Below are 25,334 nucleotides of genomic sequence, written 5' to 3' on the forward strand. Positions count from 1 at the left end.
CGCCTGCCGGCACCTTCTCCCCGTATAGTGACGGGGAGAAGGGACTAGTCTAGCCGCTGCGCCGGCACCCTTTTGCAACGCTGGCGATTGGCGAAACCGTCGATGACAGCGCCCCCTCTCCCCGTTCTACGGGGAGAGGATGCCGGCAGGCAGGTGAGGGGCAGCGCTGACCAAGGCCGCTCACGCCAGCTTGGCCAAAAGCCTCATGAAAATCGCGACCTCCTTCGCGGAAAGCGGCGCCAGCGTTTCCTGCGTGATGTCGCGGGCGATCGGGATCAGCCGCGCGACGGCATCGCGGCCTTCAGCGGTCAGATTGACCAGCAGGCGCCTTTTGTCGACCTCATGCTTGGAAAGCTCGACCAGGCCGCGCGCCTTGAGCCGGTCGATGACGCCTTTCACCGTCGCCGCGTCCATGGCGATCAGGCTGCCAAGTTGGTTCTGCGAAGTCTCGCCGACATCGTGCAATTTGGCCAGGGCGGCGAATTGCGGCGGCGTCAGGTCGGCAATGTGCGCGGCGAAGATCGAGACATGGCGCTGGTGCGCCTTGCGCAGGATGAAGCCGACCTGATCCTGCAAGCGGTAATCGTTTTCGTCGGGTTCCTCGGCCTCGACCAGCTTGAGCTTGACGTCTTCGGCGCTCACCGCAGTCCGTCCCATGCCTTGATGTCTTTTGCCGCGAGGCCGCCCATGCGGTCGTGCACGCGCGGGCCGCAGGACATGGCGAGGCAGAACAGGATCTCGTCGGGACGAGGCCCATCGCTGATGCCGACCTCCATGGCATCGAAATGGCTGCGCACATAGGCGGCGTTGATGTGGCCGAGCGGCACGTCGAGCCGCGAGCCGAAGGCGCCGACCTTCTTTGCCGATGGCACGATCGCCTTGGCGTCGCCGAGCCGCTCGCGCATGGCATAGCCGCCAGGCACATGCCACAGCGCGCCATGCTCCAGCTCACCCGCTATACCGACGATGGCGCCCTTGCCGTAGCCGTCGATCTGTTTTACGTCGCCACCCAATGCGGTGATGAGCTTGTCGGAGAGCAGCAGGCCGAGCGGCTTCAGATCGTCCATGGCGCTCTGGAGATCTTCCGCGTAACGGCCGGCGAATGGGTTGTTCACCACCGCCATGGCGGCGGCGCGACGGCGCGGCATCTTTGCCACCGGCCCGCCTTCGTGAAATATCTCTTCGGTCAGCACCGCAACCTTCCGGATCGCAAACTCAGGCATGGGCAATTTCCTTCCTTGATTTCTCGTTGGGCGCAACGAGCGCCATGTGGCCGGCGATCCGTGCCTGACCGGCAAGGAACAAGGCTGAAGCGGCTATCAGGCCATGTCGCCGAAAATCTTCGGCGACGGCGATCCCACTGTCGAGCGCGGCGGCGATTTCGCTGGCGGAAAGCGCGCCGACGGCTTGGGTGACCAAACGATCGCCGAGATCGCTGTCCGGCGCCAGATCGCGCGCCGGCACGCGCTCGATGGCGGGGTGACCGGGCAGGTCGACGGCGTTGGCGATCAGGGTCGCAGCGGCGTCGGCTTGAGCACCGGTCCGCGCCAGTACGGTGACAGCGTCGGCGATACCGAGCGAGAAGGAACGGCCGCGCCGGCCGCTTGTCGCGATCCCGCGGATCCCGTCTTCGGCGCGGATCGTGATCCGGTCTGCCAGTCCATGGCCTGTCCCGGCAATGGCAAGCGTCATGGACCAGCCATTGCCGAGATGGATCGCGCTGTCGCCGCCATTGTTGACATAGGCGTGATCGAGCCAGCGCCCGGCCAGCAGCGCACCAAGCATTTCGTCGGCTACCGAACCGGCAACTGCAGCCATCGGCGTGATGAATTGTTTCGCCAGCGGAACAACCGCCGCCTCCATGCGTCGCGCCGTCAGTCCAGCGAAAGCACGGGGCCGCGACGAGGCCGGCCGGCGCAGTTCCGGGAGTTCGTCGACGAGCTCCTGCAGGATTGTTTGAAACCGCGCCACCGCCTGGCCATAGGCGGCGCGGCATTCGTCCGCATCGCCAAATGCCTCAATGATCAGGTCGATCGGGCCATGATTGAGATGCAGCCGCCTGCCGTCCTCAAGCCAATGCGCCTGCGGGCTGTTCATCACTTGGCCCCGTCTGCCGCTGCACGCCGCAACTGCGCCAGAGGCGGCCATGGGTTGCGGGCCGGCGCAGCCGTGCCGCGGCGCGGGTTGAGATACTCGCCGCCTTTGGCAAGAATGTCGTCAACGCTGCGGATCTCGGCTTCGTAGCCGCCGAGCCTGATGTAATCGTCGCGCCGCAGGGTGAACTCGATCGGCGCCACCAGCGCCGGCGTTGGCACATAGCCGAAGGCGCCTTCCGGCACACGGGTGACGTCGACCATCAGCGTGATGCCGCCGCCCGGCCAGACATAGACCGGCGCGCCGCCGACCGTCACATACGTCGTCAGGCCCTGCACCGAGCGGGTCAGATTGACCGGGTTCTCGGTGACGCCGGCGCGCAGCGAGCCGCCGGCGCCGCCGACGAACAGCACGGTGCACAGCGCCGGCTCGCAATTGTCCTCGATAAGGCCGACGGATTTCTGCAGCCGCTCGGGGAACGGTTTCTGCACCGGCTTCAACGCGTCGTCGAGCTCGTAATAGGCGAACTGCTCGCCGGTGGTCGAGACCATTAGCAGCGACAGGCCCGGTCGCGCGCCCTTCTTCGCATTCCACTCACCAAGGATCGACAGCGGGTCGGAAATGCTGGTGCCGCCCCAGCCGAGGCCGGGTTCCGACACCTTGAAATAGCGGCCCGGCGTCGAACGGCGGCCGATGATTTTTATGCCGGTGTCCTGCCAACCGAGCACCTTGCCCGCCTGATGCTCGGAAACGACGCCGGTGATGTGGTCGTCGACCACAACCACCTCGTCGACCAGGCCGCGCCACTGGGTGGCGAACATGCCGATGGTGGCCGAGCCGCAGCCGACGCGCATCCGCTGTTCGAGCTTGCCGTCGATGACCGGCGGCTTGCCGGCCTCGACTACGACCGTGGCACCGCCGTCGATGGCGAGTTCGACCGGCTTGCGGTTGCACAAATTGAGCAGCGCATCACAGGTGGCGCGACCTTCGGCCTTGGAACCGCCGGTCAGATGATGCACGCCGCCCAGCGACAGCATCTGCGAACCATATTCGCCTGTCGTGACATGGCCGATCGCCTCGCCCGCCGCGCGGACCGTCGCCGTTTCGGGGCCGATATGACGGTCGGTATCGATCTTCACCTTGACGCCGCAGTAGGAGAAGATGCCCTCGGTGACCACGGTGACGAGATCGACGCCTTCGACCTCCTGGCTGACGATGAAGGGGGCCGGCTTGTAGTCGGGATAGGTAGTGCCGGCGCCGATCGCGGTGACGAAGCGGCGGCCGGTGTTGACCAGCTCGCCGTCCCAGGCCTCGCCTTCGGCGACAAACGGCACGACCGCGCCACCGGTCTCGGCCGCATGGTCGAGGATGGTCAGCGGATCCATCCGCACGATCCTGCCGCCGACATTGCCGTAGCGATCACAGGCGCCGGTGCGGCCATCTGATATGTAGCACATGACCGGGCAGGCGTCGCAGCGGATCTTTTCCGCCACCTGCTTCTCGCCGGGATCATGCGTCTCAAAGCGTTCGGCAAGCTCGCTCATCGGCATGCCTCCTTGTCGCGGATCGCGGCACGGATGCGGCTCGGCGTCGCCGGAATTTTGCTGACCAGGACTCCGGTGGCATGACGGATGGCGTTGAGGATCGCGGGTGCCGTCGGGATCAGCACATGCTCGCCCAGGCCCTTGGCGCCAAAGGGTCCTTCCGGATCCGGAACTTCTATCAGGATAGTCTCGATCGACGGCACGTCGCCGATCGTGGGGATCAGATAGTCGTGCAGATTCTCGGTGCGGCCGGGAATGTACTCCTCCATCAGCGCCATGCCGATGCCTTGTGCGATGCCGCCCTCGATCTGGCCTTCGGCGAGCAGCGGATTGATCGCCTTGCCGACATCATGCGCGGCGGTGATCTTGATCAGCTTGACCGTGCCGAGCTTGAGGTCGACCTCAAGTTCGGCGATCTGCGCGCCGTAGCCATAGACGCCATAGGGCTTGCCCTGGCCCTTGGCATCGAGCGGCAGCGTCGGCGGGTCATAGCTTTCCTCGGCGCGAAAGACCAAGCCGTCGGCGTCGGCCTTCAGCGTGGACAAATCGATATGGCGTGTCGCTTCGCCCTCGCGGATGACCAGGCTTGTGCCATCGAGAGCGACCGCCGCTTTCTCCGACACATTGGCGAAGCGCAGCATCGTCTCGCGCAAGGCGCGGCCGGCCTTTTCGGCGGCCTTGCCGGTTACAAAAGTCTGGCGCGAGGCTGACGTCTTGCCGGCGTCCGGCGTGATCGCCGTGTCGGCGCTTTTCAGCGTGAATTTTTCGAGCGGCAGGCCGAGCGCGTCGGCGCAGATCTGGCTAATGACCGTGTTCGAGCCTTGCCCGATATCGACCGCACCCTGATGCAGGACGACATCGCCACAGGCGGAGATGCCGACCCTGATGGTCGACGGATTGGGCAGCGAGGTGTTGCCGCAGCCATACCAGCAGGAGGCGACACCAACGCCGCGCTTCCTGCTGTCATTGGCACTGTTGAATGTATCGGCATCGACAAGCGCACGCATCCAATGCGGCCGCAGCGCTTCGAGGCAGTCGGCGATGCCGACGCCCGATTCAAGCCTCTGGCCGGTAACTGTTTCGGAGCCGTTTCGAAGGCAATTTTTCACTCGAAAATCTAGCCGATCCAGCGCAAGCTTTTCGGCCAGCTCGTCATAGAGCGTTTCCTGCATGATCGTCGCCTGCGGCACGCCGAAACCGCGGAAGGCGCCGGAGATCGGGCCATTTGTGTGAATGGCGCGGCCCTCGGCGCGATAGTTCGGCGTCGCATAGGGACCGGAAGCATGCACCGGCACGCGGTTGGCGACGGTCGGTCCCCAGCTCGCATAGGCGCCGGTGTTGAAATCGCCGGCAAAAACCATGCCGATGACGCGGCCATCGGCATCGGCGCCGATGGTCGCCTTCATCTCGGCGGGATGGCGCTTGGTGGTCGAGATCATCGATTCATGACGGGTATAGGCGAGCGCTGCCGGCCGCCCGGTCTTCAACGCGACCAGACCGATCAGTGGCTGCAACGAAACGTCGAGCTTGGAGCCAAAACCGCCGCCGGTGGCGGTCGGCACGATACGCACCTTGTCGACGGCAAGGCCAAGCACCTTGGCGACGTCGTCGCGGTCCATGTAGGGCGCCTGCGTGCAGGCGACGACGACGAGCGTATCGCCGTCCATATAGGCATAGCCGGCCTCGGGCTCAATATAGGCGTGCTCGACATAGGAGGTGTCGATGGCGCCGGAAACGATGAAGGCAGCGGCGGCAAGCGCGGCTTCGGGGTCACCGCGCTCGACAAAGCCTGATGTGAGCAGGTTTGCCGGCCGGTTCTCGTGGATCAGCTGCGCGCCGCCGGCCTGCGCCTGGCAGGGCTGCAGGACATGCGGCAACTCGGTCCAACGAACAGGGAAATCCGCAAGATCGAGATCGAGGATGGCCTCGCGCTCGCCGGCAACCAGCGCCACCGCCTCGCCGCGAAAGCGCGAAAAATTTTCGGCCAGCGCCGGCTGGTCGGCGAAAGGCGCAATGACACCGAAGCAGTTCTTTCCCGGAATGTCTGCTGCGGTGAAGACGCCGACGATGCCGGGATGGGCTTTCACCCAGGCGTCGAGATCGCCGAAGGCGAAACGGGCGTGATAATGCGGCGAGCGGACCACCAGCACCGCCAGCGCATCGGCCGGAAAGGAATCGCCGCCGAATTTTTCGCCGCCGGTAACTTTCGGCAGGCCGTCGAGCCTGATCGGAGAGGAACCGACGGCGTGGCCTGAGATTGGCATTCTGCGGTCAAGATCGAGATCCAGCCGCTGAAGTTGGTGCTGCCCCTCACCCTTACCCCGTGAAAGACGGGGAGAGGGGGACGCCGGCGCTGGAGCTTGTCCCTTCTCCCCGTCACTATACGGCGGGAAGGTGCCGGCAGACGGATGAGGGGCGGCGCCGTCGGTCGAGAGTTCGCTCGCGAACCGTCCAGCATCCATCACCGCGGCGACGATCTTGCGATAGCCGGTGCAGCGGCAGAGGACGCCGCCCAGCGCATCTTGGGTTTCGGCCTCGGTTGGATTGGGAGTCCTCTCCAGAAGCGCTGTCGCCGCGATTAGCAGGCCGGGGGTGCAGATGCCGCATTGCGCCGCGCCATGGTCGAGGAACGAGGCCTGCAGCGCCGACAATCTGCCGTTGGCGAGACCCTCGACCGTGGTCACCACGGTGCCAGCGGCAGAAGCCGCTGACATGAGGCAGGCGCAGACGGGCTCGCCGTCGACAAGCACCGTGCAGGCGCCGCAGTCGCCGGCGTCGCAGCCGACCTTGGTGCCGGTCAGCTGCAGTTCGTCACGCAGCACCGAAGAGAGACGGCGGATCGGCGGCACGCAGACAGAGACGCCGGCGCCGTTGACTTCGAAGGCAATGTCGACGCGCTCCATGCTCATGCCAGGCTGAGCTCCCGTCGTCCCAGGCTGAGCTTCGGTCATGTCAGGCTGAGCTTTGCTCATGCCGGGTTGAGCTTGGTTCATGCCGCCGCCACCTTCTCGACCGAAGCGTGACCCGCGGCACCGAGAACGGCGCGGGCGACGATCTCGCGCGCTGCGTCCATCCGGTATTCGGCGCTGCCGCGCACGTCGTCGATCGGCGAAAGCTCGTCCATCGGTGCGGACTGGATCGCAGCGACGAGAGCGTCATCGACCGGGAGGCCGCGCAAAGCTGCTTCGACACTTGCAAGACGCCTGGCGACTGCCGAACAGGAGCCGACAGCGACGGCAGCGTTGCCGACGATGCCATCCTCAATGGTCAAGCGGGCGGCCGCCATGGCTATGGAAATGACGAGATAGCGGCGCGCGCCGAGTTTTACGAATGCCGACGTGCCGGTGGCCGCTTCTTTCGGCACGCGGACGGCGGTGACCATTTCGCCCGGCTGCAATTCCGTGCGCCGGTTCCCCAGGATGAATTTTTCCAGCGACAGATGGCGGACCATCGCCAGCGAGCGCAGCTCGACCTCGGCGTCGAGAACCAGCAGCGCCGGCACGCCGTCGGCCGCCGGCGAGGCGTTGCAGAGATTGCCGGCGATGGAGGCGACGTTCTGGATCTGGACGGAGCCGACTTCCCGCGCCGCCTGTTTCAGCGCATCGAAAGCCGTCGGCAGCGGATGACGGACAAGATCGGTCCAGGTCGTGCGCGCGCCGATGAGCCAATGGCTGTCGGTCTCAGCAATACCGCGCAGCGTCGCCAGGCCGTTGATGTCGAGGACGTTTTCGCGGAAAGGCTTGGCTCCTTGTGCCGGGTAGAAATCGGTGCCGCCGGCAAGGATGCGCCACCGAGCCTCGCCAAGCAAAGCGAGCGCCTCGTCGACCGTGGTGGGTTTCGCGTAACGGATCACGCTTTGCCTTCCCAGAAACAATGGCCTTCCCAGAAAAAAGGGCCTTCCCAAAAATGGGCCTTCCCAGAAAAGGGTTCCAGACGGATGCTACCGGCATCCGAAACCGGTCAAATTCATTCGTATGCAAATGATATCAAGCCAGCAGGAATTGTCAAAGCCGGAGTTTTGGCGCCAGCGCCGGCATCGGCGTGACGGCACGCATTTGTTACGCCCTTGGAGTTGACGCAGCCGGCCATCTGGTCAAGTTTCGGCATCGGTCGCGCCAGCGGCATTTTCGGCAGGATCGAACACCGGAGATTTTCGGTTCGGGTCATGCCTCCGCGACAAACAAAAGGGAGGCTGCATGGCCGACGAAGCGCTTGTCATCATCGACCTGCAGAACGATTTCTGCCCGGGCGGCGCGCTGGCGGTGGCCGGCGGCGACGAGATCGTGCCGCTGGTCAACGACCTGATCCGGCGGACCGAACATGTCGTGCTGACGCAGGACTGGCATCCCGCCGGCCATTCGAGCTTTGCCTCCAGTCATCCCGGCAAGCAGCCGTTCGAAACCGTTGAAATGCCCTACGGCCCGCAGACGCTGTGGCCCGACCACTGCATCCAGGGCAGCCTGGGTTCGGATTTCCATTCGGGCCTGGCCTGGACCAAGGCCGAACTGGTGATCCGCAAGGGCTTCCGCCCGGAGATCGACAGTTATTCGGCTTTCTTCGAAAACGACCATGCGACGCCGACTGGCCTTGCCGGCTATCTCCAGGAGCGCGGCATCGACACGCTCACCCTGGTCGGCCTGGCGACCGATTACTGCGTCGCCTTTTCGGCGCTCGACGCGGTCAAGCACGGCTTTCACACAACAGTGCGGCTCGACGCCTGCCGCGGCATCGATCTCAATGGCTCCGTCGAGACGATGCTGAACCGAATGCGCGATGCCGGCGTGACGCTGGCTTGAACGTCACCAATCGCATTCGACACACTTCCAGAGGGGGCTTTATGCGGTTTGCGGCGGCTTTGACGGCGGGCGCCGGGATGGCAGTCGCCACCCTGTTTCCAGGAATGGCGCTCGCAGCCGAGGCCCACGAGTTGCCGGGCGAAACAATGTCGCTGTGGTGGGCGCTGCCCTTTGCCGGCCTGCTTCTGTCGATCGCCACCGGGCCACTGCTCTTCCACCGTGTCTGGGAGCATCACTACGGCAAGGTCACCCTTCTCTGGGCGGCCCTTACGGTCGTGCCACTGGCTGTTGCGTTCGGCATGCCTTCGGCCACGGAGGCGGTATTGCATGCGCTGCTCACCGAATACATGTCGTTCATCATTCTTCTGTTTGCGCTGTTCACCATTTCGGGCGGCATCCTTGTCGCCGGCAACATCCATGGCACGCCGCTGGTGAATGCCGGACTGCTGCTGATCGGGGCGATGCTCGCCTCGGTCATCGGCACGACCGGCGCCTCGATGATCCTGATCCGGCCGATCCTGCGTGCCAACGACAACCGGCCTTTCAACGCCCATGTCGTCATCTTCTTCATTTTCCTGGTGTCCAACATCGGCGGCTCACTGACGCCGCTCGGCGACCCGCCGCTGTTCGTCGGCTTCCTGCGCGGCATCGATTTCTTCTGGACCGCTGCCAACCTCCATCAGGAGACATTGTTCGTCGGCGGCCTGGTGCTGGCAGTCTTCCTGGTCATGGACATCATCCTGCATCGCCGCGAGGCCGGCGCGCCGAAGATCAAGGATCCGACGCCGGACACGAAGGTGCGCATCCGAGGCCTGGCCAACGTTCCGCTGCTGGCCGGGCTGATCGGCGCGATCCTGCTTTCTGCGACCTGGAAGCCGGGCGTGGCTTTCTCCGTCCAGGGCGTGAGCCTTGAATTGCAGAACCTGGTGCGCGATGCCATCATCCTGGCGCTTGCCTTGCTTTCGCTCGGCGTCTCGCACAAGAGCCACAGGCAGGCGAACAACTTCCACTGGGAGCCGATAGCCGAGGTGGCGAAACTGTTCGCCGGCATCTTCATCTGCATCGTGCCGGTCATCGCCATTCTCAGGGCCGGTGCCGACGGCGCGCTGGCGCCGCTGGTCTCGCTTGTTACTTCGCCCACGGGCGAGCCCAACGACCTGGCGTATTTCTGGATGACCGGAGCGCTGTCATCCTTCCTCGACAATGCGCCGACCTATCTGGTGTTCTTCGAGCTCGCCGGCGGCAATCCGCAGCATCTGATGACCACCCTCGCCTCGACGCTGGCGGCGATCTCGGCCGGCGCGGTGTTCATGGGCGCCAACACCTATATCGGCAATGCGCCGAATTTCATGGTTTACGCCATTGCCAGGCATCGCGGCGTGAAAATGCCGGGCTTCTTCGGCTACATGGCGTGGTCGGGCGCGGTGCTGATCCCGATATTCCTGATCGCCGGTATTTTGTTCTTTCGCTGATCAGCCGACGCCGACATAGCGGCGGACCGCCGAAGGATCGGCACGAAGCTCCTCGACATCGACGGTCTCGCGGTTGCGGCCGTTCTCGATGAACGAGACACGGTCGGCGACGGACAGCACGGCATCGACGCGCTGCTCGACCAGGATCGTCGAGACGCCAAGATCGCGCAGCTTCGATACCGTCTCGCGGATTTTCGCGATCATCGACGGCATCAGCCCTTCGGTCGGCTCGTCGAGTAGAAGCACCTGCGGTTCGACACACAGAGCCCGCGCCATGGCCAGCATCTGCTGCTCGCCGCCCGACAGCGTGCCGGAGCGCTGCCTCAGCCGCTGGCGCAGCAGCGGGAAAAGCTCGAGCACGTTTTCGCGCGTCGTCTTGCCCTTGCCGCGGGCCATCAGGCCGATCTCGATGTTTTCGGCCACCGTCATCTCGGCGAACAGCCGCCGGCCCTGCGGCACATAGGCGACGCCAGCCTTTGGCACGTCAGGCGCAGGCAGGCCGGTCAACTCCTTGCCGTCGAGCCTGATCGAGCCGGCGCGTGAGGGAACGAGGCCCATGATCGCTTTCAGCGTCGTCGTCTTGCCGGCGCCGTTGCGGCCGAACAGGCAAAGCACCTCGCCCTTGTTCAGCACGAGGTCGAGGCCGTAGAGCACCTGGACCTCGCCGTAGAAGCAATCGAGCCCGGAGATGGTCAGGGCTTCAGCCCGCGGTTGCGTCATGGGGTCGTCCCCAAATAGGCGTCCTGCACCTCGGAATTGGCGCGGACCTGCTCGGGCGTTCCTTCGGCCAGGATCTTGCCGGCGTTGAAGACGGTGATGCGGTCGGCAAGCTGCATGACCACCGGCATATTGTGTTCGATCAGAAGCACGGTGGCGGTTTTGGCGATCTCGCGCACCAGCCCGATGAAATTGTCGATCTCGCTGTCGGCCAGCCCCTGCGTCGGCTCGTCGAGGATCAGCAGGCGCGGTTTTAGCGCCAGCCCCATCGCCACTTCAAGCAGGCGCTGATGGCCATAGGACAATTGCCCGGCCGGCATGTGGGCGCGGTCGGCAAGGCCGGTGCGCTCAAGCGCCGCCAGGACGCCGACATGCACGGCACCTTTCGAGCGGCCATCGGTCAGCGTGCGCTGCACCGGCAGTGCGACGTTGTCGTAAGCGGTGAGGTTGGCAAAGACGCTGGTGATCTGGAAGGTATAGGCGATGCCAAGGCGGACCCTGGCGTAGGCCGGCAGGTTGGTGATGTCGGCGCCGTCGAAGACGATCATGCCCGACGACGGCTGGATGCGGCCGCTGATCAGGCTGACAAAGGTGGTCTTGCCGGCGCCATTGGGGCCGATGACGGCGCGGATCTCGCCCGGCATGAGGGCGAAATCGACACCGTCGACGGCGCGCAGGCCGCCGAAATTGCGGGACAGGCCCTTGGTCGTCAGCAGCGGCATCATGGCAGCCATCCGAGCCAGCGCTGGCGAATGGTGCCGAGAATGCCCCTGGGGAAGAAAAGCACCAGCAGGATGAGGGCAATGCCGACGATCAGCAGATAGGCCGAGGTGTAGCCGCTGGTGATGTCGACGACATAGTACATGAACAGCGTGCCGATCAGCGGACCGAGCGTGGTGGCAGCACCGCCGAGCAGTACCCAGAGCAGCGGCAGGATGGAATATTGCACCGAGGCGAAGGTCGAGCCGACATAACCGAACAGCAGCGCGTAGGCGGCGCCCGAAGCCGCGCAGATTGTGCCGGAGACGACGACCGCGACAAGCTTGTTGGAAAAAATGTCGTAGCCGAGCATTTTGGTCCGCTCCTCGTTTTCGCGAATGGCGACCAGCACACGGCCATATCTGGAGCGGACTATGCCGAGCGCCGCCAGCAGCACGATCGAGAACAGGACCAGCGCGCTCATGTAGCGCACGGTCGGATCGGTGAGGCCGAGTGAGGTGTCGCCCAAAACAAGCACACGTGCCGACTGCGGCACCACCAGGCCCTGATCGCCGCCGGTCCAGGCCGCGAAATAGAGGATTATGAGATAGAACACCTGCGCGAACATCATGGTGACGATCATGAAGGCGACGCCGGAAGTGCGCAGCGCCAGCAGACCGATCACCAGCGCGAGAAGCGCGCCGCAGGCAAGGCCGGCGGCGAAGGCGGCCGGCACGCTCCAGCCGAGATGGATGACGGCAAGGCCTGCGCCATAGAGCCCCGCCGAAAAGAACATGGCATGGCCGAGGCTGAGCAGCCCGACATAGCCGAACAGCAGGTTGTAGCCCATGGCGAAAACCGCCAGCACCATGATGCGGGCGAGCAGCCCGTGGTGATACTCGGGCAGGACGAAGCTCAGGGTGAACAGCAGGACGATGACGCCCAGATGCAACGTATAGGCTTTTGCCGGTGAAGCCTCCTTCATCGCGATGCCGTCCCGAACAGACCTTGCGGCCGGAACACCAGCACCATGGCAACCAGCAGCGTGGCGATGATCTTGGCCAGCGTCGGCGAGAAGAACACCGAGATGATGCCGTCCGACAGGCCGATGAGCACGGCAGCTACGACGGTGCCGCGCAGCGAGCCGAGGCCGCCGATGATGACGACGATGAAGGACAGGAGCAGCGGGTCCTGTCCCATCAGATAATGCGCCTGGCTGATCGGCACGATCAGCACCGCGGCCACCGCCGCCAGCATGGCGCCGAGCGCGAAGACGCCGGCATAGACGCGGTCGACCGGTATGCCGAAAGCCTGCGCCGTCTCGCTGTCATATTGCGTGGCGCGCATGACGAGGCCGATTTTCGTACGGGTCAGCACGAACCAGGTCGCCACCAGCAGAAGCGCGGATGCGGCGATGATCCACAGCTTGTAGCCGGAATAGCCGAACCACGGCAAAAGGATGCGGTAGCTGAAGGGCGGCTCCACCGGCCGTGCCTCCGGACCGTAGAAGGTCAGCGCCAGTTGCTGGATGATGTAGAGCATGCCGATGGTGGCGACGATGGTGGCTTCCGGATTGTAATTCAGCCGGCGCAGCACCAGCCGTTCGGAGACCAGCGCGATCAGGCCGACGATCAGCGGCGCCAGCACCAGCGCCGCCAGGAAGCCGAGCGCCGGATGGCCTGATATCGCCGTGGAGATCGCCCAGGCAAGCACCGCGCCGAGCATGAAGAACTCGCCATGGGCGACATTGACGACGCGCATGACGCCGAACACCAGCGACAGGCCGAGCGCCGTCAGCGCCAGTACGGCGGAGGTGACGAGGCCTTCGAGGGCAGCGAGGAGAAGGTGAGGTCCGAAGTGCATCGGCTAAGCACCAGCGGGTGCGCGAAGCACCCCCCTCTGGCCTGCCCTCTTTGCCAAGACTTGGCATCTCCCCCTCAAGGGGGGAGAGTGCCTGTCATGACTGCTTTCGCCAATCACCAAAGACAGTGAGTGGCCGCCTTCGCACGAACTACCAATCTCCCCCCTTGAGGGGGAGATGTCCGGCAGGACAGAGGGGGGTGCTTCGAAGCGCACTGTGCTTACTGAACCAAGCTCACAGCGGCTGGGTCGTGTAATCCCCTTCCGGCTCGTAGAGGCCGTCCTCGATCTTGGTCTTGTGGACGACGTTCAGCCGGCCGCCTTCGACCTTGGAGATGTTCTGGATGCCAAAACACTGGTGGATCTTGCCGTTGAAGGTCTTCGGCCCCTGCGGATGTTCGGGGCCTTCGGCGAACTCGGTCAAAGCCTCGGTCGCCTCGACCAGCTTGGCGCGGTCTTCCGGACCCTTGTAGCCGGCATCCTCCATCGCCTTCTTGACGACATAGAGCGTTTCCCAGCAGCCGAACATGTGCGCGGCGGTAGAGACGTCCTTCGGATCGCCGACGGCGGCACCGTTGTCGTCGATGCCGACGGCGGCGCGATAGGCCTTCTGCGCAGCGGAATCATCTGTTTGCGCGTAGCGCGGCGAACCCTCCCAGAAATGGCTGCCGTCGAGGAATTCGAGGCCGGGGCTGTTGATGTCGGTGGCTTCGAGCGAATCGATGAAGCCGAACAGCTGCGGCCGGCTGGAGCCGTAGAACTCGCCGAGTTCCTTGACGAAGGTGAGCACCGCCGGCCCGACCATGACGTGGTAGATCACCTCGGTTTCGGCCGGGATCTGCGGGAAATATTTGGTGAAGGACGATTCCGTCGGCGGGATGGCGATCTGGGCGATCACCTCGGCGCCCTGCGCCTTCAGCGCCGGCGGCAGGTAATCGCGATGGTCGTAGCCGAAGGCAAAATCGGGGAATATCTGCGTCACCTTCTTGCCGGCATTCGCCGCGATCCACGGCGCCATCGCCTGGATCTGGCTCTTCACGTCGGTGATGCCGGGCTGGAAGACGTAGCGGTTGAGCTTGGTCGAGGCGACGTGGTGGCCTTCGCTGACGACAAAATAGGGCATCTTGGCCTCGCCGGCGGCCGGCGCCGAGCCGATGACGACATGCGAAAACAGCGTGCCGTAGACAATGTCGGTCTTGTGCTGGGTGGCGAACTTGCCGACCACTTCGGCGCCGCGGCCGGGATCGGTGCCGTCATCCTCGATGATCACCTCGACCGGCCGGCCGTTGATGCCGCCGGCTTCGTTGATCGCCTTGACCGCGGCGGCGGTGGTCCTGTCGTACCAGCGGCCGTAGGCGGCGCCGATGCCGGTGCGGTGGCACTGGAAGCCGATCTTTATCGGCGCCGAGCTTTGCGCCTGGCTGTAGCGGACGAACCCGGGCGCGACGGCGAGACCGGCGCCTGCGGCCAGCCCCTTCAGCGTGGTGCGGCGGGTGAGACCGGTTCTGGAGAGATCGAAAAACCCATTCTTGTCAGTCACGGCAGTTCCCCTTGTTTTTGAGTTTTGACCAATGGCTGTAGCGAGGCGAGCCACTCCTGGTAAGAGCGCCGAAAATTGCATGTGTACAAACTAAATCATCAAAGCCCTGACGTGGCAAGCGAGCTTTCCCCTGGGGATCAATCGGCGCCATCGAAGCCGGGCTTTGTCTCATCCGACCGAAGGCGTGGCAAGCAACCACAGGCCGAAGACCGTATAGGCGATCATCAGCACGGTGAGCGGAAACTGGCTGAGCGCGGCGCCGGCGGGACGCGGGTGCAATCGCCAGGCGAGGCCATGCGCAACGAGCACGGCGAGGATGTGGCCAATGATGATGACGCCGGCCTGGATATTCCACAGCCACCATGCCGAGCCGGCGCCGGCGGCGACGCCGGCTTCGATCTGCATGTCGGCGGTGCCGAACACGTTCCAGCCCAGCGCGAACGGGTCGGAAAGCGCAGCCACCGCATATTGGCCGTCGATAAGCAGCGACGTCAGATAGTGCGCAGCATGATAGGCGAGCGCGATCGGCACGATCGACCAGACCAGCAGCCCTGCGGCCTGACCGAGGGAATGCCGGCTGCCGGCAAGATGCTGGCCAAGGACAATGGCAAGGATGAACGCGGCTGCAAGCAACACGAACGTCAGCACGAGCCCGAAGGTGCCGACGCCGATCACCGCCGTGCGGCCCGGAAAGTCCAGCGGATTGATGCCGAACAGGCCGAGCCAAAAGAAGGTTTTCGACAGGCCGTCGAAAGACACCGACGACAGCGCGAGCAGCAGGAAAGCAATGCCACTGAGCGACAGCGGCGCGGCATTGCCGAGCTTGGCGCCCGGCCAGCACAGACTGAGCCGGCTACCTTCATTGCGCTCGACTTCAATGCGCTCGACTTCATTGCGCTCGCCTTCATTGCGCTCAAGCAGGGCGAATCGCGCCACCATGGCGAGGAAGACGGTCAGGAACTCACTGCGCCGGCTCCAGTCGCGGTAGCCGAACACCAGCATGGCGGCAAAACTCAGCAGCCAATAAAGGCCGGCGGCCCAGGCGAGCCGCGCCGGGTCGTCGGGCGCCGGGTCGATCAACTCGAACCAGGCGAAGGCGAAGAACAGCACGAAAGCCGGCCAGCAGCCGAGCCACGCAGGCGGTCGCCATGTCTTGCGATTGACGATCTTGCGCTTGCCGAACAGGCGGGAAACGACACGCCAGGGCCCGTACCAGGGGTTCAGCCATGACCAGAGATTGCCGAACAGCCCCTGCAGCAGAACCAGCCCAACCCAGAGCAGCGTCCAGATCGCCAGGGGAAGCGGGTTGGAGAGCGGATCACGGCTGCCGAACAGGCCGGCCGCAACCAGAATTGCAAAGCCGGCAAAGGATATCAGGCTGACGACAGTTCGTGCGCCGTCGCCGAATGCGAAAAGCGGCAAGCGCCGCCGCCAGAAGCGGTCGGGAAAGTCTGACGGCAGCAGTGCCAGGACAAGGAAACTGGCGGCGACCGCGAGCGCGCCGCCGGCGACGTAGTAGCCGGTGGGCAGAAGCAGGACGTGGCCGCGATCGGAGGCATGGGCGAAGGCGGGGGTGGGCAACAGGAGGGCCAACGAAGTCGCAAAGGGCATTGCTATTGCCAAGCGGCAGCGCTCTACGGCGCCCCCCTCTGTCCTGCCGGACATCTCCCCCACTTGGGGGGAGATCGGCAGTTCGCTCGATCGGCGCCTTCCATGCGACGTTGGCGATTGGCGAAGCTGTAGATGACGGCCAATCTTCCCCCTCGTGGGGGAGATGCCAAGTGGTGGCAAAGAGGGCAGGACAGAGGGGGGCGCGACGGAACTCATGCTATCCCAAGAGTTCCCTCACCCTCACACCTTGACCAGCTGCTCCACGCGGTCTTTCTCGCCGAATATGCGCAAATAGCGCTCGATCTCTTGTTCGTCGCCGGTGGCTTTGGCGGGATTGTCGGAGAGCTTGACCGCCGGGCGGCCATTGGCCTCGGTGACCTTGCAGACCAGCGAGATGGCGTCGAGCCGGTTGGTTTTGGTCGGCGCGCAGCCTTCGAAATCATTGGTCAGGTTGGTGCCCCAGCCGAAGGACATGCGCACCTTGCCGCGGAAGTGACGGTAGGTTTCCTCGATGGTCTCGACCTCGAGCCCGTCGGAGAAGATGAGCAGCTTCTGCCTGGGGTCCTTGCCCTTTTCACGCCACCAGGCAAGGATCTTCTCGCCGCCCTCGATCGGTGGCGCGCTGTCGGGGCGAAAGCCGGTCCAGTCGGCGACCCAATCCGGCGCATCGCGCAGAAACGAGGCGGTGCCGAAAGCATCGGGCAGCACGATCAGCAGATTACCGCCATAGTAGCGCTGCCAGTCCTGCAGCACCTTGTAGGGCGACTGCTTCAACTCCTTTTCGGAGTTGGCGAGGGCGGCAAGCACCATCGGCAGTTCATGCGCGTTGGTGCCGAGCGCCTCGAGGTCGTTGTCCATGGCGAGCAGCACGTTGGAGGTGCCGGTGAACGCCTCGCCGATGCCTTCCTTCAGTGCTTCGACGCACCAGCGCTGCCACAGGAAGGAATGGCGGCGGCGGGTGCCGAAATCCGAAATGCGGATATCCGGCAGTGCTTTCAGCCGCTCGGTCTTGGCCCACATCTTGGCCTTGGCGCGAGCATAGAGCACGTCGAGCGCGAATGGCCCGAACGCCCGCATGGCCGCGCGAGATCGAAGTTCGTTGATAATTGCCAGCGCCGGGATCTCCCACAGCGTCGTGTACATCCACGGACCGCTGAAAGTGAGCTCGTACTGGCCGTCGCGCTTGGAAAGCTCGTATTCCGGCAGCTGGAAATTCTCGAGCCAGGCGAGGAATTCCGGTTCGAATATCTGCTTGCGGCCATAAAAGGTGTTGCCGCCAAGCCAGATCATCTCTTTCTTCGAGAAGCGCAAGGTGCGGGCATGGTCGAGCTGATCGCGCAATTCCGCCTCTTCGATCTCCTCGGCAAGGCGAACCGAGGTGGTGCGGTTGATCAGCGAGAAGGTGGTGTCGATCTTGGGATACATGCCCCAGATCATCTGCAGCATCAGCAGCTTGTAGAAATCGGTGTCGAGCAGGCTGCGGACGATGGGGTCGAGCTTCCAGGTGTGGTTGTAGACGCGCCGCGCTATATCGGTCTTGGTCATGTCTCGATGCCGCCTTCGCTGCTCGCTCCCTGAAATGCCTCTTAGCATTGAATTTTTGAAAGCGCCTCCCGCTTTGCGGGCTGGCCCGACAAAAAGCAAAGCGTGCGGCAAGCGCGCTGCTTCGGCTGCTGCAGCCTCAGGGCGCGGTCTTGGCGCCGATCACTCTCAGCGCCGGACGCTTCCTGCGAATGCCGATGCGGCCCGCCACCGGCGCATCGGCGCGGCCGTCGGCCTGCTCTTTTTCGGCAAACAGCCAGTCGATGAACAGCTGCACGATCGGCGCCGACCTCATCTCGTTACGGCAGACGACATAGAAATCGTCGACCGCCGGCACCGACAGGCTGAACGGCGCGACCAGCAGTCCCCTGGCAAGCAGTCCGCTTGCTGTCACCGTATCGCCCAGCGCCACGCCATGGCCGTGGACCGCCGCCTCGCTCGCCATGCGCGCGTCGCCGAGATGGTGGCGGCGGCCGCGCTCCAGATCCAGCGCATCGGCGGCGGCCAGCCAGGTGTGCCATTCGCGGCCGTCGTCGCCGTGCAGGAAGACGTGATCGGCGAGATCGCGCACGGTGCGGATCGGACGGTTGTTGATCAGCGTCGGGCTGACCACCGGGAACAGCTCGAGGCCCGACCATTTGCGCATCCAGCAATCGGTCCAGCTGCCGTCGCCATAATGCACGCAGATATCGATATGCGGCGCGCGGACGTCCCTGGCGTCATTGGACGGGATCAGCGTCAGCCTGATGTCGGGGTATTGCGAGGTGAAGCTGCCGAGCCGCGGGATCATCCACAGCAACAGCAGTGCCGGCACGCAGGACACCGACAACGCACCGGTGCTCGCCGGCCTCGTCATGCGCTGCGTGGCGGCGGCGATGCCGTCGAAGGCGGTCGACACCGCCGGCAGCAATTCGGCGCCGTGCGGCGTCAGCTTCACCCGCTGGCCGGCGCGCTCGAACAGCTTGACGCCAAGCGACTGTTCGAGCGCCTTGATCTGATGGCTGATGGCGCCGTGGGTGACGTTGAGCTCAGCCGCCGCCTTGGTCAGCGAGGCATGGCGCGCCGTCGCCTCGAAGGCCCGCAATGGATTCAGGGGAGGCAGACGCTTGGCCATCGGAGCCTCAAAGGAGCACGACCCCCGGAAGTGCAACCCCGGTTTTCGGATAAGATCGTGCTCGACATTAATGTGAGATTTTCTCACAGCAAAGACCCTAACAATATCAATTGATTTTTCAATGCAGCTGCAAGACACTTTGGGCCGTACAGCATCAAGACGTGAAATCCGCAGGCAGCCGGCGCGGCCGTCATTGATGGCCGCCTGCACCAGCCATGGAGGACCGACATGGGTTATGATCGCGGCAAGCTCGAAGCGTTGCGCCGCAAATATGGCGAAAGCCATGGCGGCGAGATATTCGACCCAAATTTCCGGCGTGTCGCCGACAAGATCTTCTCCAAGAGCGGCACGCGGCTGGCGCCCTATTCCGGCATCCCTGCCTTCCTCAGCGCGCCTTACCGGGAAATCGCCGTCGACAATCCTGATTTCGGCGATCTGCAGGTGGCGATGATCGGCGTGCCGATGGACCTTGGCGTGACCAATCGGCCGGGCGCCCGCTTCGGGCCAAGGGCACTGCGCGCCATCGAGCGCATCGGCCCCTACAACCATGTGCTGGAATGTGCACCGACGCATGAGCTGAAGGTGGCCGACATCGGTGATGTGCCGTTCCAGAGCCGTTACCGGCTGGAGACCAGCCATGACGACATCGAGCGCCGGACGAACCAGATCGTCGATGCCGGCGTCGTCCCGCTTTCGGTCGGCGGCGATCATTCGATCAGCCACCCGATCCTGAAGGCTGTCGGCAAAAAAGCGCCGGTCGGCATGATCCATATCGACGCCCACTGCGACACCAGCGGCCTGTTCGACATGACCAAGTTCCACCATGGCGGTCCGTTCCGCAACGCGGTGCTGGACGGCGTGCTCGACCCGTCGCGCACCATCCAGATCGGCATCCGCGGCTCGGCCGAATATCTGTGGGAGTTCACCTATGAATCCGGCATGACCGTCGTGCATGCCGAGGAGGTGACCGGGCTCGGTATGCCCGCCATCATCGAGAAGGCGCGCAGAATAGTCGGCGATGGCCCGACCTATGTGTCCTTTGATATCGACAGCATCGACCCGGCCTTCGCGCCCGGCACCGGCACGCCGGAAGTCGGCGGGCTGACGACGCGGGAAGTGCTTGAACTGCTGCGCGGCCTGAAGGGCCTCAACATCGTCGGCGGCGACGTCGTCGAGGTGGCGCCGCAATATGACGCGACCACCAACACCGCACATGCCGGCGCGCAGGTGCTGTTCGAGATCCTCAGCCTGATGGTGTTCAGCCCGGCGATCTCAGGCAAGCGAGCCTGACGCATCAGACCAAGAAGTTCCAAGGCGACCGCCGCGCTGGAGCCGGCGGCCGCATTCAAACAAAACAAGCTTCCAGCAGGGGAACGACAATGACACTTCACATGAAGCTCAAATCATCCATCGCAGCCGTGCTGATGCTCGCCGGCCTCGGTCTTGCCACCCAGGCCGCCAATGCCGACGCGCTCGACGACATCACCAAGGCCGGCGCGATCAATGTCGGCATTTTCTCCGACTTTCCGCCCTTCTCCTCGGCCAGTGCCGATATGAGCATCAAGGGCTATGACATCGACGTGGCGCAGTTCATCGCCGACCAGCTCAAGGTCAAGCTGAATTTGGTCAGCGTGACCGGCCAGAACCGCATCCCGTATCTTACCGACAAGCGCGTCGATATCCTGATGAGCGTCGGCTACTCCAAGGAACGCGAGCAGGTGATCGATTTCGCCGCCGCCTACGCACCGTACTATATCGCCGTCATCGGCCCGGCCGCGCTCAAGGTCGAAGGCAAGGACGACCTCGCCGACAAGTCGATCGCCGTCAACCGCGGCACGCTGGAAGACACGTCGCTGACCGAAGCGGCACCCGCCTCGGCCGACATCCGCCGCTTCGACAACTATAATTCCGTCATCCAGGCCTTCATCTCGGGTCAGACCCAGCTGATGGTCGTCGGCAACGATGTCGGCGCCCAGGTGCTCGCCCGCCAGGAAGCACTGAAGCCGGAACAGAAGTTCCAGCTCCTCACCTCGCCGTCGCATATCGGCCTCAACAAGAACGAGGACCGCCTGAAGCAGGCGGTCAACGACGCGGTCGCCAAGATGCTGGCCGATGGCAAGCTGGACGAAAGCTCGAAAGCCTGGCTCAAGACGCCGCTCAATCCCGACAACCTCAAGGATTGATCTCCGGGGTAAGGACCTATCATGGGCTACAGCCTCGACTTCGGCTGGCTTGCCGATGCGACAGGCGCGATCGCGCGCGGGGCGGCCACGACGATCCTTTTGATCGCCGTGACCACGCTCGCGGGAACGTTCCTCAGCATCCTCGGTGCGGCCGGGCGGCGAAACGGCCCCTTGCTGCTCAAGCGGGCGATCGGCGTCTATGTCGAGGTGATCCGCAACACGCCGTTCCTGGTGCAGCTGTTCTTCATCTTCTTCGGGCTGCCCAGCATCGGCGTGAGGCTCGATCCGCTGCTGGCCGCCCTGCTGGCGATGACGCTCAACATGGCGGCCTACACGATCGAGATCGTCGGCGCCGGGCTCGACGCGGTGCCGCGTGGGCAGACGGAAGCAGCACTGGCGCTCGGGCTGCGGCCGCGCCAGGTGTTCGTCAAGATCGTGCTGCCGCAGGCACTCAAGGTGATCTATCCGGCGCTGACCAGCCAGATCATCATCATGATGCTGGAGTCGGCCGTCGTGTCGCAGATCGCAGTGCGCGAGCTGACCTACGAGGCCGACATGCTGCAGGCGCGCACCTTCCGCGCTTTCGAGACCTATTTCGTGGTGACGATCGTCTATCTCGTCCTGTCGATGGGGCTGCGCCGGCTGCTGGTCAGCGGCGGGCGCCGCGCGCTGGGGGCCGGCGTGTCATGATCGAATTCACCTTCTGGGATATGGTCCGCAACCTTCTGCTCGCCGCGCGCTGGACGGTGCTTCTGTCACTGGCGGCCTTCGTCGGCGGCGGTGTGGTCGGCATGGTCGTGCTGTTCTTCAGGATCGCCAAGAATAAATGGGCGCGGCGCCTTGCGTCGGGGTACATCGCGCTATTCCAGGGAACGCCGCTGCTCATGCAGCTCTTCCTGATGTTCTTTGGCCTGCCGATGCTGGGCTTGCGCATCGAACCGTGGACCGCCGCAGCACTTGGCCTCACCTTCTTCGCCAGCGCCTATCTCGCCGAAATCTGGCGCGGCGGCGTCGATGCGCTGCCGCGCGGCCAGTGGGACGCCGGCGCCAGTCTCGGCCTCCACTATCTGCAGGAACTGAGACTGATCATCCTGCCGCAGGCGTTTTCGATCACCCGCGCCCCGACCGTCGGTTTCCTGGTGCAGCTGATCAAGTCGACCGCTCTGACCTCGATCATCGGTTTCGAGGAACTGGTCAGGACATCCAACGCCATCAACAACGCGACCTTCGAACCGTTCACCGTCTACGGGCTGGTGGCGCTGATCTTCTTCGTCATGTGCTTCCCGCTGACGCAATATGCACGCGCGCTTGAACGACGGGCGACTACAAACTAGCAAGCTGCCTCTGCGCTTAGCGTTCGAATGCCTTCTTTTGGGTCAAAGCAGTCATTGGGGATTATCCGGTTCCGCGTTGTGAAAAACGATTGGTGACGATAACCGTGTTTCCGGCTGCCTCTTCGGAGCTACCTTCTTGTTGGAAGAAGAGTTCTGTGTACCATCAAGGGCTTGGGATGAGAATTGCAATGTTCGTCGCGTTGGCCGCGACAGCGGCTGGATGCGCGACCTCTCCGGTCGACTATGGAGCGTCGCTTTCGAAGCAAGACCGGAAATGGGGGTCGCCGGAATGCCGGCAAGCCCGCATGCAGGCTTCGAACTACGACGCTCGCGAAAAAAAGCAGCCGGGCTGGGGAACCGGCGTCTTTCTTGGCCCGTACGGATTGGGGCTAGCAGCAGCCATCAAGGAGCACCAGCAGAAGCAACGAAAATTGTTCGCTCGCGCGGTGCACTTGCGGTGCTCAAGCCTTCCCCTGCCAAAGGAGTTACAAAGCGACTTAAGCCCACAGGCCGCGCGTGCAAATCAGACGAAATATCCATAGACGTCACCACGCCGCCCTGCTTCGTGACGAAGCCGCTTTTATCAATGCCCAAAGGAGAGCGGCGGCGCGATCCTGTCGCGGCGCAGCCAACGCGCCAGGAGCAGCGCCGCCACCACCGCGAGCCCCAACGACAGGCCGATCCAGATGCCGACGCCGTCGAGCCCGGAATGGAAGGCAAGCAGCACCCCGAGCGGCAGGCCGATGCCCCAATAGCCGATCGCTGCATAGATCATCGGCACCTTGGTGTCGTGCAGGCCACGCAGCATGCCGGCGGCCACGGCCTGGGCGCCATCGAAAATCTGGAACAGCGCGGCAAAGGCCAGGAACGACACGGCAAGCCCGATCACAGTGGTATTGTCCGGGTCGCCGAGATCGATGAAGGCGCTGATCAGCAGCTGCGGCCACAGGATCATCACCAGCCCCATCAGCGCCATGAACGACACGCCAATGACAAAAGCGGTCCAGCCGGCGCGGGAAACACCTTCCGGATTGCCGGCGCCATGGGCGAGCCCGACGCGCACCGTCGCCGCCTGGTTGAGGCCGAGCGGCACCATGAAGCTGATCGAGGCGATCTGGATGGCGATGGCATGCGCGGCGAGCGAGGCGGCGTCGATCAGGCCCATAAGGAGGGCTGCCGCGTTGAAGATCGTCACCTCGAAGGCGAGTAGCCCGGCGATCGGCAGGCCGAGCCGCAGCAACCCCTTGAAGCGCGGCCAATCGGCCCGCCAGAAGCGCCCGAACAGCTGATAGCGGCGAAACTTCGGCTCAAGCATCACCACCGCCGCCATGCCGGCAAACATCAGCATGCTGGACAGCGTGGTGGCGAGACCCGAGCCGGCAATGCCCATCGAAGGGGCGCCGAGATTGCCGAACATGAACACCCAGTTGAAGAATACATTGCAGGCGACAGCAACGAAGACGATGACCAGCGCCCAACCAGGCCGCTCCAGCGCAGAGATGAACGAGCGCAGGACGATATAGCCATAGAACGGCAGCACCGCCCATTCGAGCCAGCGCAGGTAGATGCCGGCCTGATGCGCCAGCGCCGGTTCCTGGCCCATGGCCAGCAACACGACCTCGCCGTACCAGAGAAATATCCAGATCGGGATTGAGATGAGGATCGCCAGCCACAGCCCCTGCCGCACGGTGCGGCGCAGATCGCGCACGGAGTGGCGACGGCGGCCGAGTTCCGTAGCGATCATCGGCGAGGTCGCCAGCATCAGGCCCAGCCCGAAGATCAGCGGCATGAAATAGAGGTTGGCGCCGAGCGCGCCGCTGGCCAGCGTGTCCGGACCCAGCCGCCCCATCATCATGACATCGGTGGCGGTCATCGCCGTCTGGCCGAGATTGGTGAGCACCATAGGCCAGGCGAGCGCCAACGTCGCCCTGATTTCCTGACGCCAAAGGTTTTCCGGCGCGCGCGCGCCGGCTTCGATCGCAGACATTTTGTCGCCTATCCGATTGCGGCGCGTCGGCAAACACCGGAAGCCGCGTCTCAGCGCGGAAAATGGCCGTGATCGGCCCGGATTCCGCATTAACCGCACGGCTTGTCTACGAAAGGAGCGGCTATGGCAAGAGGCTGACTCAGTGAAGAGTTGAGCCAGAGAGCCCAGAAGCCGCTATGATTGCGTCGTTGGCCGATCTTAAGAGCGGTCATCACATCGGATTCCATCGAAAGGCATGCGGATGAGCGCGTTTCCCGAAATCTATCTGGTTCGGCATGGCGAGACGGAATGGAGCGCGTCGGGAAAGCACACCGGCCTGACTGACATACCGCTGACGCCTGCCGGCGAGGCGGCCGCCGGGCGGGTCGCTGAGCGGCTGCAGGGCCTTTCGTTCCAGGCTGTCTGGTCGAGCCCGTCGCAGCGCGCCCTCAAGACCTGTACGCTTGCCGGCTTCGGTTCGGCCAGCGTGGAGAAGGCCGACCTGGCGGAATGGGATTACGGCGCTTACGAGGGACTGACCACGAAGCAGATCCTCATCGAGCGTCCCGGCTGGCGTCTGTTTTGCGATGGCTGCCTTGACGGCGAGGCGGCAGAGCATGTCGGCGCGAGGGCGGATCGGATCGTCAATGAATTGCGTGACGTCAATGGCAATGTCCTGGTGTTTTCAAGCTCGCATTTCCTGCGGGTGCTGGCGGCGCGCTGGCTCGGCCTGCCGCCGCAAGATGGCGCGCTTTTCGTGCTGGATACCGCCAGCACAAGCGTGCTCGGCTATGAGCACGACCTTGGCGAGCCAATTATCCGGCGGTGGAACCAGAGATAGCAGACGCATTGCAGGGTTGTT

General features: G+C 64.1%; 23 protein-coding genes. 8 read left to right on the top strand and 15 right to left on the bottom strand.

The window, feature by feature from the left end; translation table 11 throughout:
• Window positions 1–180 precede the first annotated feature (180 nt).
• The 6 genes from NMG70_RS11215 to NMG70_RS11240 all read right to left on the bottom strand — a co-directional run bounded on the left by NMG70_RS11215 (window position 181) and on the right by NMG70_RS11240 (window position 7,491).
• Window positions 181–642, bottom strand: a complete 462-nt coding sequence (locus NMG70_RS11215) for a MarR family winged helix-turn-helix transcriptional regulator (RefSeq protein ID WP_254024573.1) — start codon at window positions 640–642, stop codon at window positions 181–183.
• Window positions 639–1,223, bottom strand: coding sequence for an amino acid synthesis family protein (locus tag NMG70_RS11220; protein WP_254024574.1), 585 nt, complete (start codon window positions 1,221–1,223; stop codon window positions 639–641). The genes NMG70_RS11215 and NMG70_RS11220 overlap by 4 nt, the downstream gene beginning before the upstream one ends.
• The gene (locus tag NMG70_RS11225; protein WP_254024575.1) at window positions 1,216–2,097 is read right to left on the bottom strand and encodes a UPF0280 family protein; all 882 of its coding nucleotides are present in this window, start codon (window positions 2,095–2,097) and stop codon (window positions 1,216–1,218) included. The genes NMG70_RS11220 and NMG70_RS11225 overlap by 8 nt, the downstream gene beginning before the upstream one ends.
• Window positions 2,097–3,638 carry a 6-hydroxynicotinate reductase gene (locus NMG70_RS11230; RefSeq protein ID WP_254024576.1) on the bottom strand — a complete coding sequence of 514 codons (1,542 nt, stop codon included), beginning with the start codon at window positions 3,636–3,638 and terminating at the stop codon, window positions 2,097–2,099. The genes NMG70_RS11225 and NMG70_RS11230 overlap by 1 nt, the downstream gene beginning before the upstream one ends.
• Window positions 3,635–6,547 carry a molybdopterin-dependent oxidoreductase gene (locus NMG70_RS11235; RefSeq protein WP_254024577.1) on the bottom strand — a complete coding sequence of 971 codons (2,913 nt, stop codon included), beginning with the start codon at window positions 6,545–6,547 and terminating at the stop codon, window positions 3,635–3,637. Before NMG70_RS11235 ends, NMG70_RS11230 begins: the two co-directional genes overlap by 4 nt.
• A gap of 80 nt (window positions 6,548–6,627) precedes the next feature.
• Window positions 6,628–7,491 (bottom strand): FAD binding domain-containing protein, encoded by an 864-nt coding sequence (locus NMG70_RS11240; protein ID WP_254024578.1) that lies wholly within the window; start codon window positions 7,489–7,491, stop codon window positions 6,628–6,630.
• Window positions 7,492–7,834: 343 nt separating this feature from the next.
• On the opposite strand from NMG70_RS11240, the gene pncA reads away from it, so the two are divergent.
• Together pncA and NMG70_RS11250 are read left to right on the top strand one after the other, a co-directional pair.
• Window positions 7,835–8,434 (top strand): bifunctional nicotinamidase/pyrazinamidase, encoded by a 600-nt coding sequence (gene pncA / locus NMG70_RS11245; protein WP_254024579.1) that lies wholly within the window; start codon window positions 7,835–7,837, stop codon window positions 8,432–8,434.
• A 77-nt stretch (window positions 8,435–8,511) separates the two neighbouring features.
• A complete protein-coding gene (locus tag NMG70_RS11250; protein ID WP_254024580.1) occupies window positions 8,512–9,906 on the top strand; it encodes a sodium:proton antiporter in 1,395 nt (464 codons plus the stop codon).
• On the opposite strand, the gene NMG70_RS11255 is transcribed toward NMG70_RS11250, so the two are convergent.
• The 8 genes from NMG70_RS11255 to gcvA form a co-directional block, all read right to left on the bottom strand.
• On the bottom strand, window positions 9,907–10,626 hold the full coding sequence (locus NMG70_RS11255; protein WP_254024581.1) for an ABC transporter ATP-binding protein: 720 nt from the start codon (window positions 10,624–10,626) through the stop codon (window positions 9,907–9,909).
• Window positions 10,623–11,348 (bottom strand): ABC transporter ATP-binding protein, encoded by a 726-nt coding sequence (locus NMG70_RS11260; RefSeq protein ID WP_254024582.1) that lies wholly within the window; start codon window positions 11,346–11,348, stop codon window positions 10,623–10,625. The genes NMG70_RS11255 and NMG70_RS11260 overlap by 4 nt, the downstream gene beginning before the upstream one ends.
• The gene (locus NMG70_RS11265; protein WP_254024583.1) at window positions 11,345–12,307 is read right to left on the bottom strand and encodes a branched-chain amino acid ABC transporter permease; all 963 of its coding nucleotides are present in this window, start codon (window positions 12,305–12,307) and stop codon (window positions 11,345–11,347) included. The genes NMG70_RS11260 and NMG70_RS11265 overlap by 4 nt, the downstream gene beginning before the upstream one ends.
• The gene (locus NMG70_RS11270) at window positions 12,304–13,185 is read right to left on the bottom strand and encodes a branched-chain amino acid ABC transporter permease (RefSeq protein WP_254024584.1); all 882 of its coding nucleotides are present in this window, start codon (window positions 13,183–13,185) and stop codon (window positions 12,304–12,306) included. The genes NMG70_RS11265 and NMG70_RS11270 overlap by 4 nt, the downstream gene beginning before the upstream one ends.
• Window positions 13,186–13,417: 232 nt before the next feature.
• A complete protein-coding gene (locus NMG70_RS11275; protein WP_254024585.1) occupies window positions 13,418–14,722 on the bottom strand; it encodes an ABC transporter substrate-binding protein in 1,305 nt (434 codons plus the stop codon).
• 168 nt (window positions 14,723–14,890) lie between these two features.
• Window positions 14,891–16,333 carry a hypothetical protein gene (locus NMG70_RS11280; RefSeq protein WP_254024586.1) on the bottom strand — a complete coding sequence of 481 codons (1,443 nt, stop codon included), beginning with the start codon at window positions 16,331–16,333 and terminating at the stop codon, window positions 14,891–14,893.
• Between the two features lie 240 nt (window positions 16,334–16,573).
• A complete protein-coding gene (pncB, locus tag NMG70_RS11285) occupies window positions 16,574–17,878 on the bottom strand; it encodes a nicotinate phosphoribosyltransferase (protein WP_254024587.1) in 1,305 nt (434 codons plus the stop codon).
• A gap of 136 nt (window positions 17,879–18,014) precedes the next feature.
• Window positions 18,015–18,989 carry a transcriptional regulator GcvA gene (gene gcvA, locus NMG70_RS11290; protein WP_254024588.1) on the bottom strand — a complete coding sequence of 325 codons (975 nt, stop codon included), beginning with the start codon at window positions 18,987–18,989 and terminating at the stop codon, window positions 18,015–18,017.
• A gap of 228 nt (window positions 18,990–19,217) precedes the next feature.
• Between gcvA and speB the strand changes: the two genes are divergently transcribed.
• The 5 genes from speB (at window position 19,218) to NMG70_RS11315 (ending at window position 23,048) form a co-directional block, all read left to right on the top strand.
• A complete protein-coding gene (speB, locus tag NMG70_RS11295) occupies window positions 19,218–20,279 on the top strand; it encodes an agmatinase (RefSeq protein ID WP_254024589.1) in 1,062 nt (353 codons plus the stop codon).
• Between the two features lie 89 nt (window positions 20,280–20,368).
• Window positions 20,369–21,172, top strand: coding sequence for a transporter substrate-binding domain-containing protein (locus NMG70_RS11300; protein ID WP_254024590.1), 804 nt, complete (start codon window positions 20,369–20,371; stop codon window positions 21,170–21,172).
• A 21-nt stretch (window positions 21,173–21,193) separates the two neighbouring features.
• The gene (locus NMG70_RS11305) at window positions 21,194–21,862 is read left to right on the top strand and encodes an amino acid ABC transporter permease (protein ID WP_254024591.1); all 669 of its coding nucleotides are present in this window, start codon (window positions 21,194–21,196) and stop codon (window positions 21,860–21,862) included.
• A complete protein-coding gene (locus tag NMG70_RS11310) occupies window positions 21,859–22,506 on the top strand; it encodes an amino acid ABC transporter permease (RefSeq protein WP_254024592.1) in 648 nt (215 codons plus the stop codon). Before NMG70_RS11305 ends, NMG70_RS11310 begins: the two co-directional genes overlap by 4 nt.
• A 176-nt stretch (window positions 22,507–22,682) precedes the next feature.
• Window positions 22,683–23,048, top strand: coding sequence for a hypothetical protein (locus NMG70_RS11315; RefSeq protein ID WP_254024593.1), 366 nt, complete (start codon window positions 22,683–22,685; stop codon window positions 23,046–23,048).
• A 41-nt stretch (window positions 23,049–23,089) separates the two neighbouring features.
• On the opposite strand, the gene NMG70_RS11320 is transcribed toward NMG70_RS11315, so the two are convergent.
• Window positions 23,090–24,493 (bottom strand): MATE family efflux transporter, encoded by a 1,404-nt coding sequence (locus NMG70_RS11320; RefSeq protein WP_254024594.1) that lies wholly within the window; start codon window positions 24,491–24,493, stop codon window positions 23,090–23,092.
• Window positions 24,494–24,734: 241 nt separating this feature from the next.
• Here NMG70_RS11320 and NMG70_RS11325 point away from each other — a divergent pair, with 241 nt between their 5' ends.
• On the top strand, window positions 24,735–25,313 hold the full coding sequence (locus tag NMG70_RS11325) for a histidine phosphatase family protein (protein ID WP_254024595.1): 579 nt from the start codon (window positions 24,735–24,737) through the stop codon (window positions 25,311–25,313).
• Window positions 25,314–25,334: the final 21 nt, after the last annotated feature.

It is taken from the genome of Mesorhizobium ventifaucium (genome assembly GCF_935822925.1).
GTDB lineage: Bacteria > Pseudomonadota > Alphaproteobacteria > Rhizobiales > Rhizobiaceae > Mesorhizobium > Mesorhizobium ventifaucium.

What these genes read in the sequence shown, in the direction of transcription:
- NMG70_RS11220 (WP_254024574.1), bottom strand. Translation starts at nt 1,223, where the DNA reads ATGCCTGAGTTTGCGATCCGGAAGGTTGCGGTGCTGACCGAAGAGATA.
- NMG70_RS11225 (WP_254024575.1), bottom strand. Translation starts at nt 2,097, where the DNA reads ATGAACAGCCCGCAGGCGCATTGGCTTGAGGACGGCAGGCGGCTGCAT.
- NMG70_RS11230 (WP_254024576.1), bottom strand. Translation starts at nt 3,638, where the DNA reads ATGAGCGAGCTTGCCGAACGCTTTGAGACGCATGATCCCGGCGAGAAG.
- NMG70_RS11235 (WP_254024577.1), bottom strand. Translation starts at nt 6,547, where the DNA reads ATGAGCATGGAGCGCGTCGACATTGCCTTCGAAGTCAACGGCGCCGGC.
- pncA (WP_254024579.1), top strand. Translation starts at nt 7,835, where the DNA reads ATGGCCGACGAAGCGCTTGTCATCATCGACCTGCAGAACGATTTCTGC.
- NMG70_RS11250 (WP_254024580.1), top strand. Translation starts at nt 8,512, where the DNA reads ATGGCAGTCGCCACCCTGTTTCCAGGAATGGCGCTCGCAGCCGAGGCC.
- NMG70_RS11255 (WP_254024581.1), bottom strand. Translation starts at nt 10,626, where the DNA reads ATGACGCAACCGCGGGCTGAAGCCCTGACCATCTCCGGGCTCGATTGC.
- NMG70_RS11260 (WP_254024582.1), bottom strand. Translation starts at nt 11,348, where the DNA reads ATGATGCCGCTGCTGACGACCAAGGGCCTGTCCCGCAATTTCGGCGGC.
- NMG70_RS11265 (WP_254024583.1), bottom strand. Translation starts at nt 12,307, where the DNA reads ATGAAGGAGGCTTCACCGGCAAAAGCCTATACGTTGCATCTGGGCGTC.
- NMG70_RS11270 (WP_254024584.1), bottom strand. Translation starts at nt 13,185, where the DNA reads ATGCACTTCGGACCTCACCTTCTCCTCGCTGCCCTCGAAGGCCTCGTC.
- NMG70_RS11280 (WP_254024586.1), bottom strand. Translation starts at nt 16,333, where the DNA reads ATGCCCTTTGCGACTTCGTTGGCCCTCCTGTTGCCCACCCCCGCCTTC.
- pncB (WP_254024587.1), bottom strand. Translation starts at nt 17,878, where the DNA reads ATGACCAAGACCGATATAGCGCGGCGCGTCTACAACCACACCTGGAAG.
- gcvA (WP_254024588.1), bottom strand. Translation starts at nt 18,989, where the DNA reads ATGGCCAAGCGTCTGCCTCCCCTGAATCCATTGCGGGCCTTCGAGGCG.
- speB (WP_254024589.1), top strand. Translation starts at nt 19,218, where the DNA reads ATGGGTTATGATCGCGGCAAGCTCGAAGCGTTGCGCCGCAAATATGGC.
- NMG70_RS11300 (WP_254024590.1), top strand. Translation starts at nt 20,369, where the DNA reads ATGACACTTCACATGAAGCTCAAATCATCCATCGCAGCCGTGCTGATG.
- NMG70_RS11305 (WP_254024591.1), top strand. Translation starts at nt 21,194, where the DNA reads ATGGGCTACAGCCTCGACTTCGGCTGGCTTGCCGATGCGACAGGCGCG.
- NMG70_RS11310 (WP_254024592.1), top strand. Translation starts at nt 21,859, where the DNA reads ATGATCGAATTCACCTTCTGGGATATGGTCCGCAACCTTCTGCTCGCC.
- NMG70_RS11315 (WP_254024593.1), top strand. Translation starts at nt 22,683, where the DNA reads ATGAGAATTGCAATGTTCGTCGCGTTGGCCGCGACAGCGGCTGGATGC.
- NMG70_RS11320 (WP_254024594.1), bottom strand. Translation starts at nt 24,493, where the DNA reads ATGTCTGCGATCGAAGCCGGCGCGCGCGCGCCGGAAAACCTTTGGCGT.
- NMG70_RS11325 (WP_254024595.1), top strand. Translation starts at nt 24,735, where the DNA reads ATGAGCGCGTTTCCCGAAATCTATCTGGTTCGGCATGGCGAGACGGAA.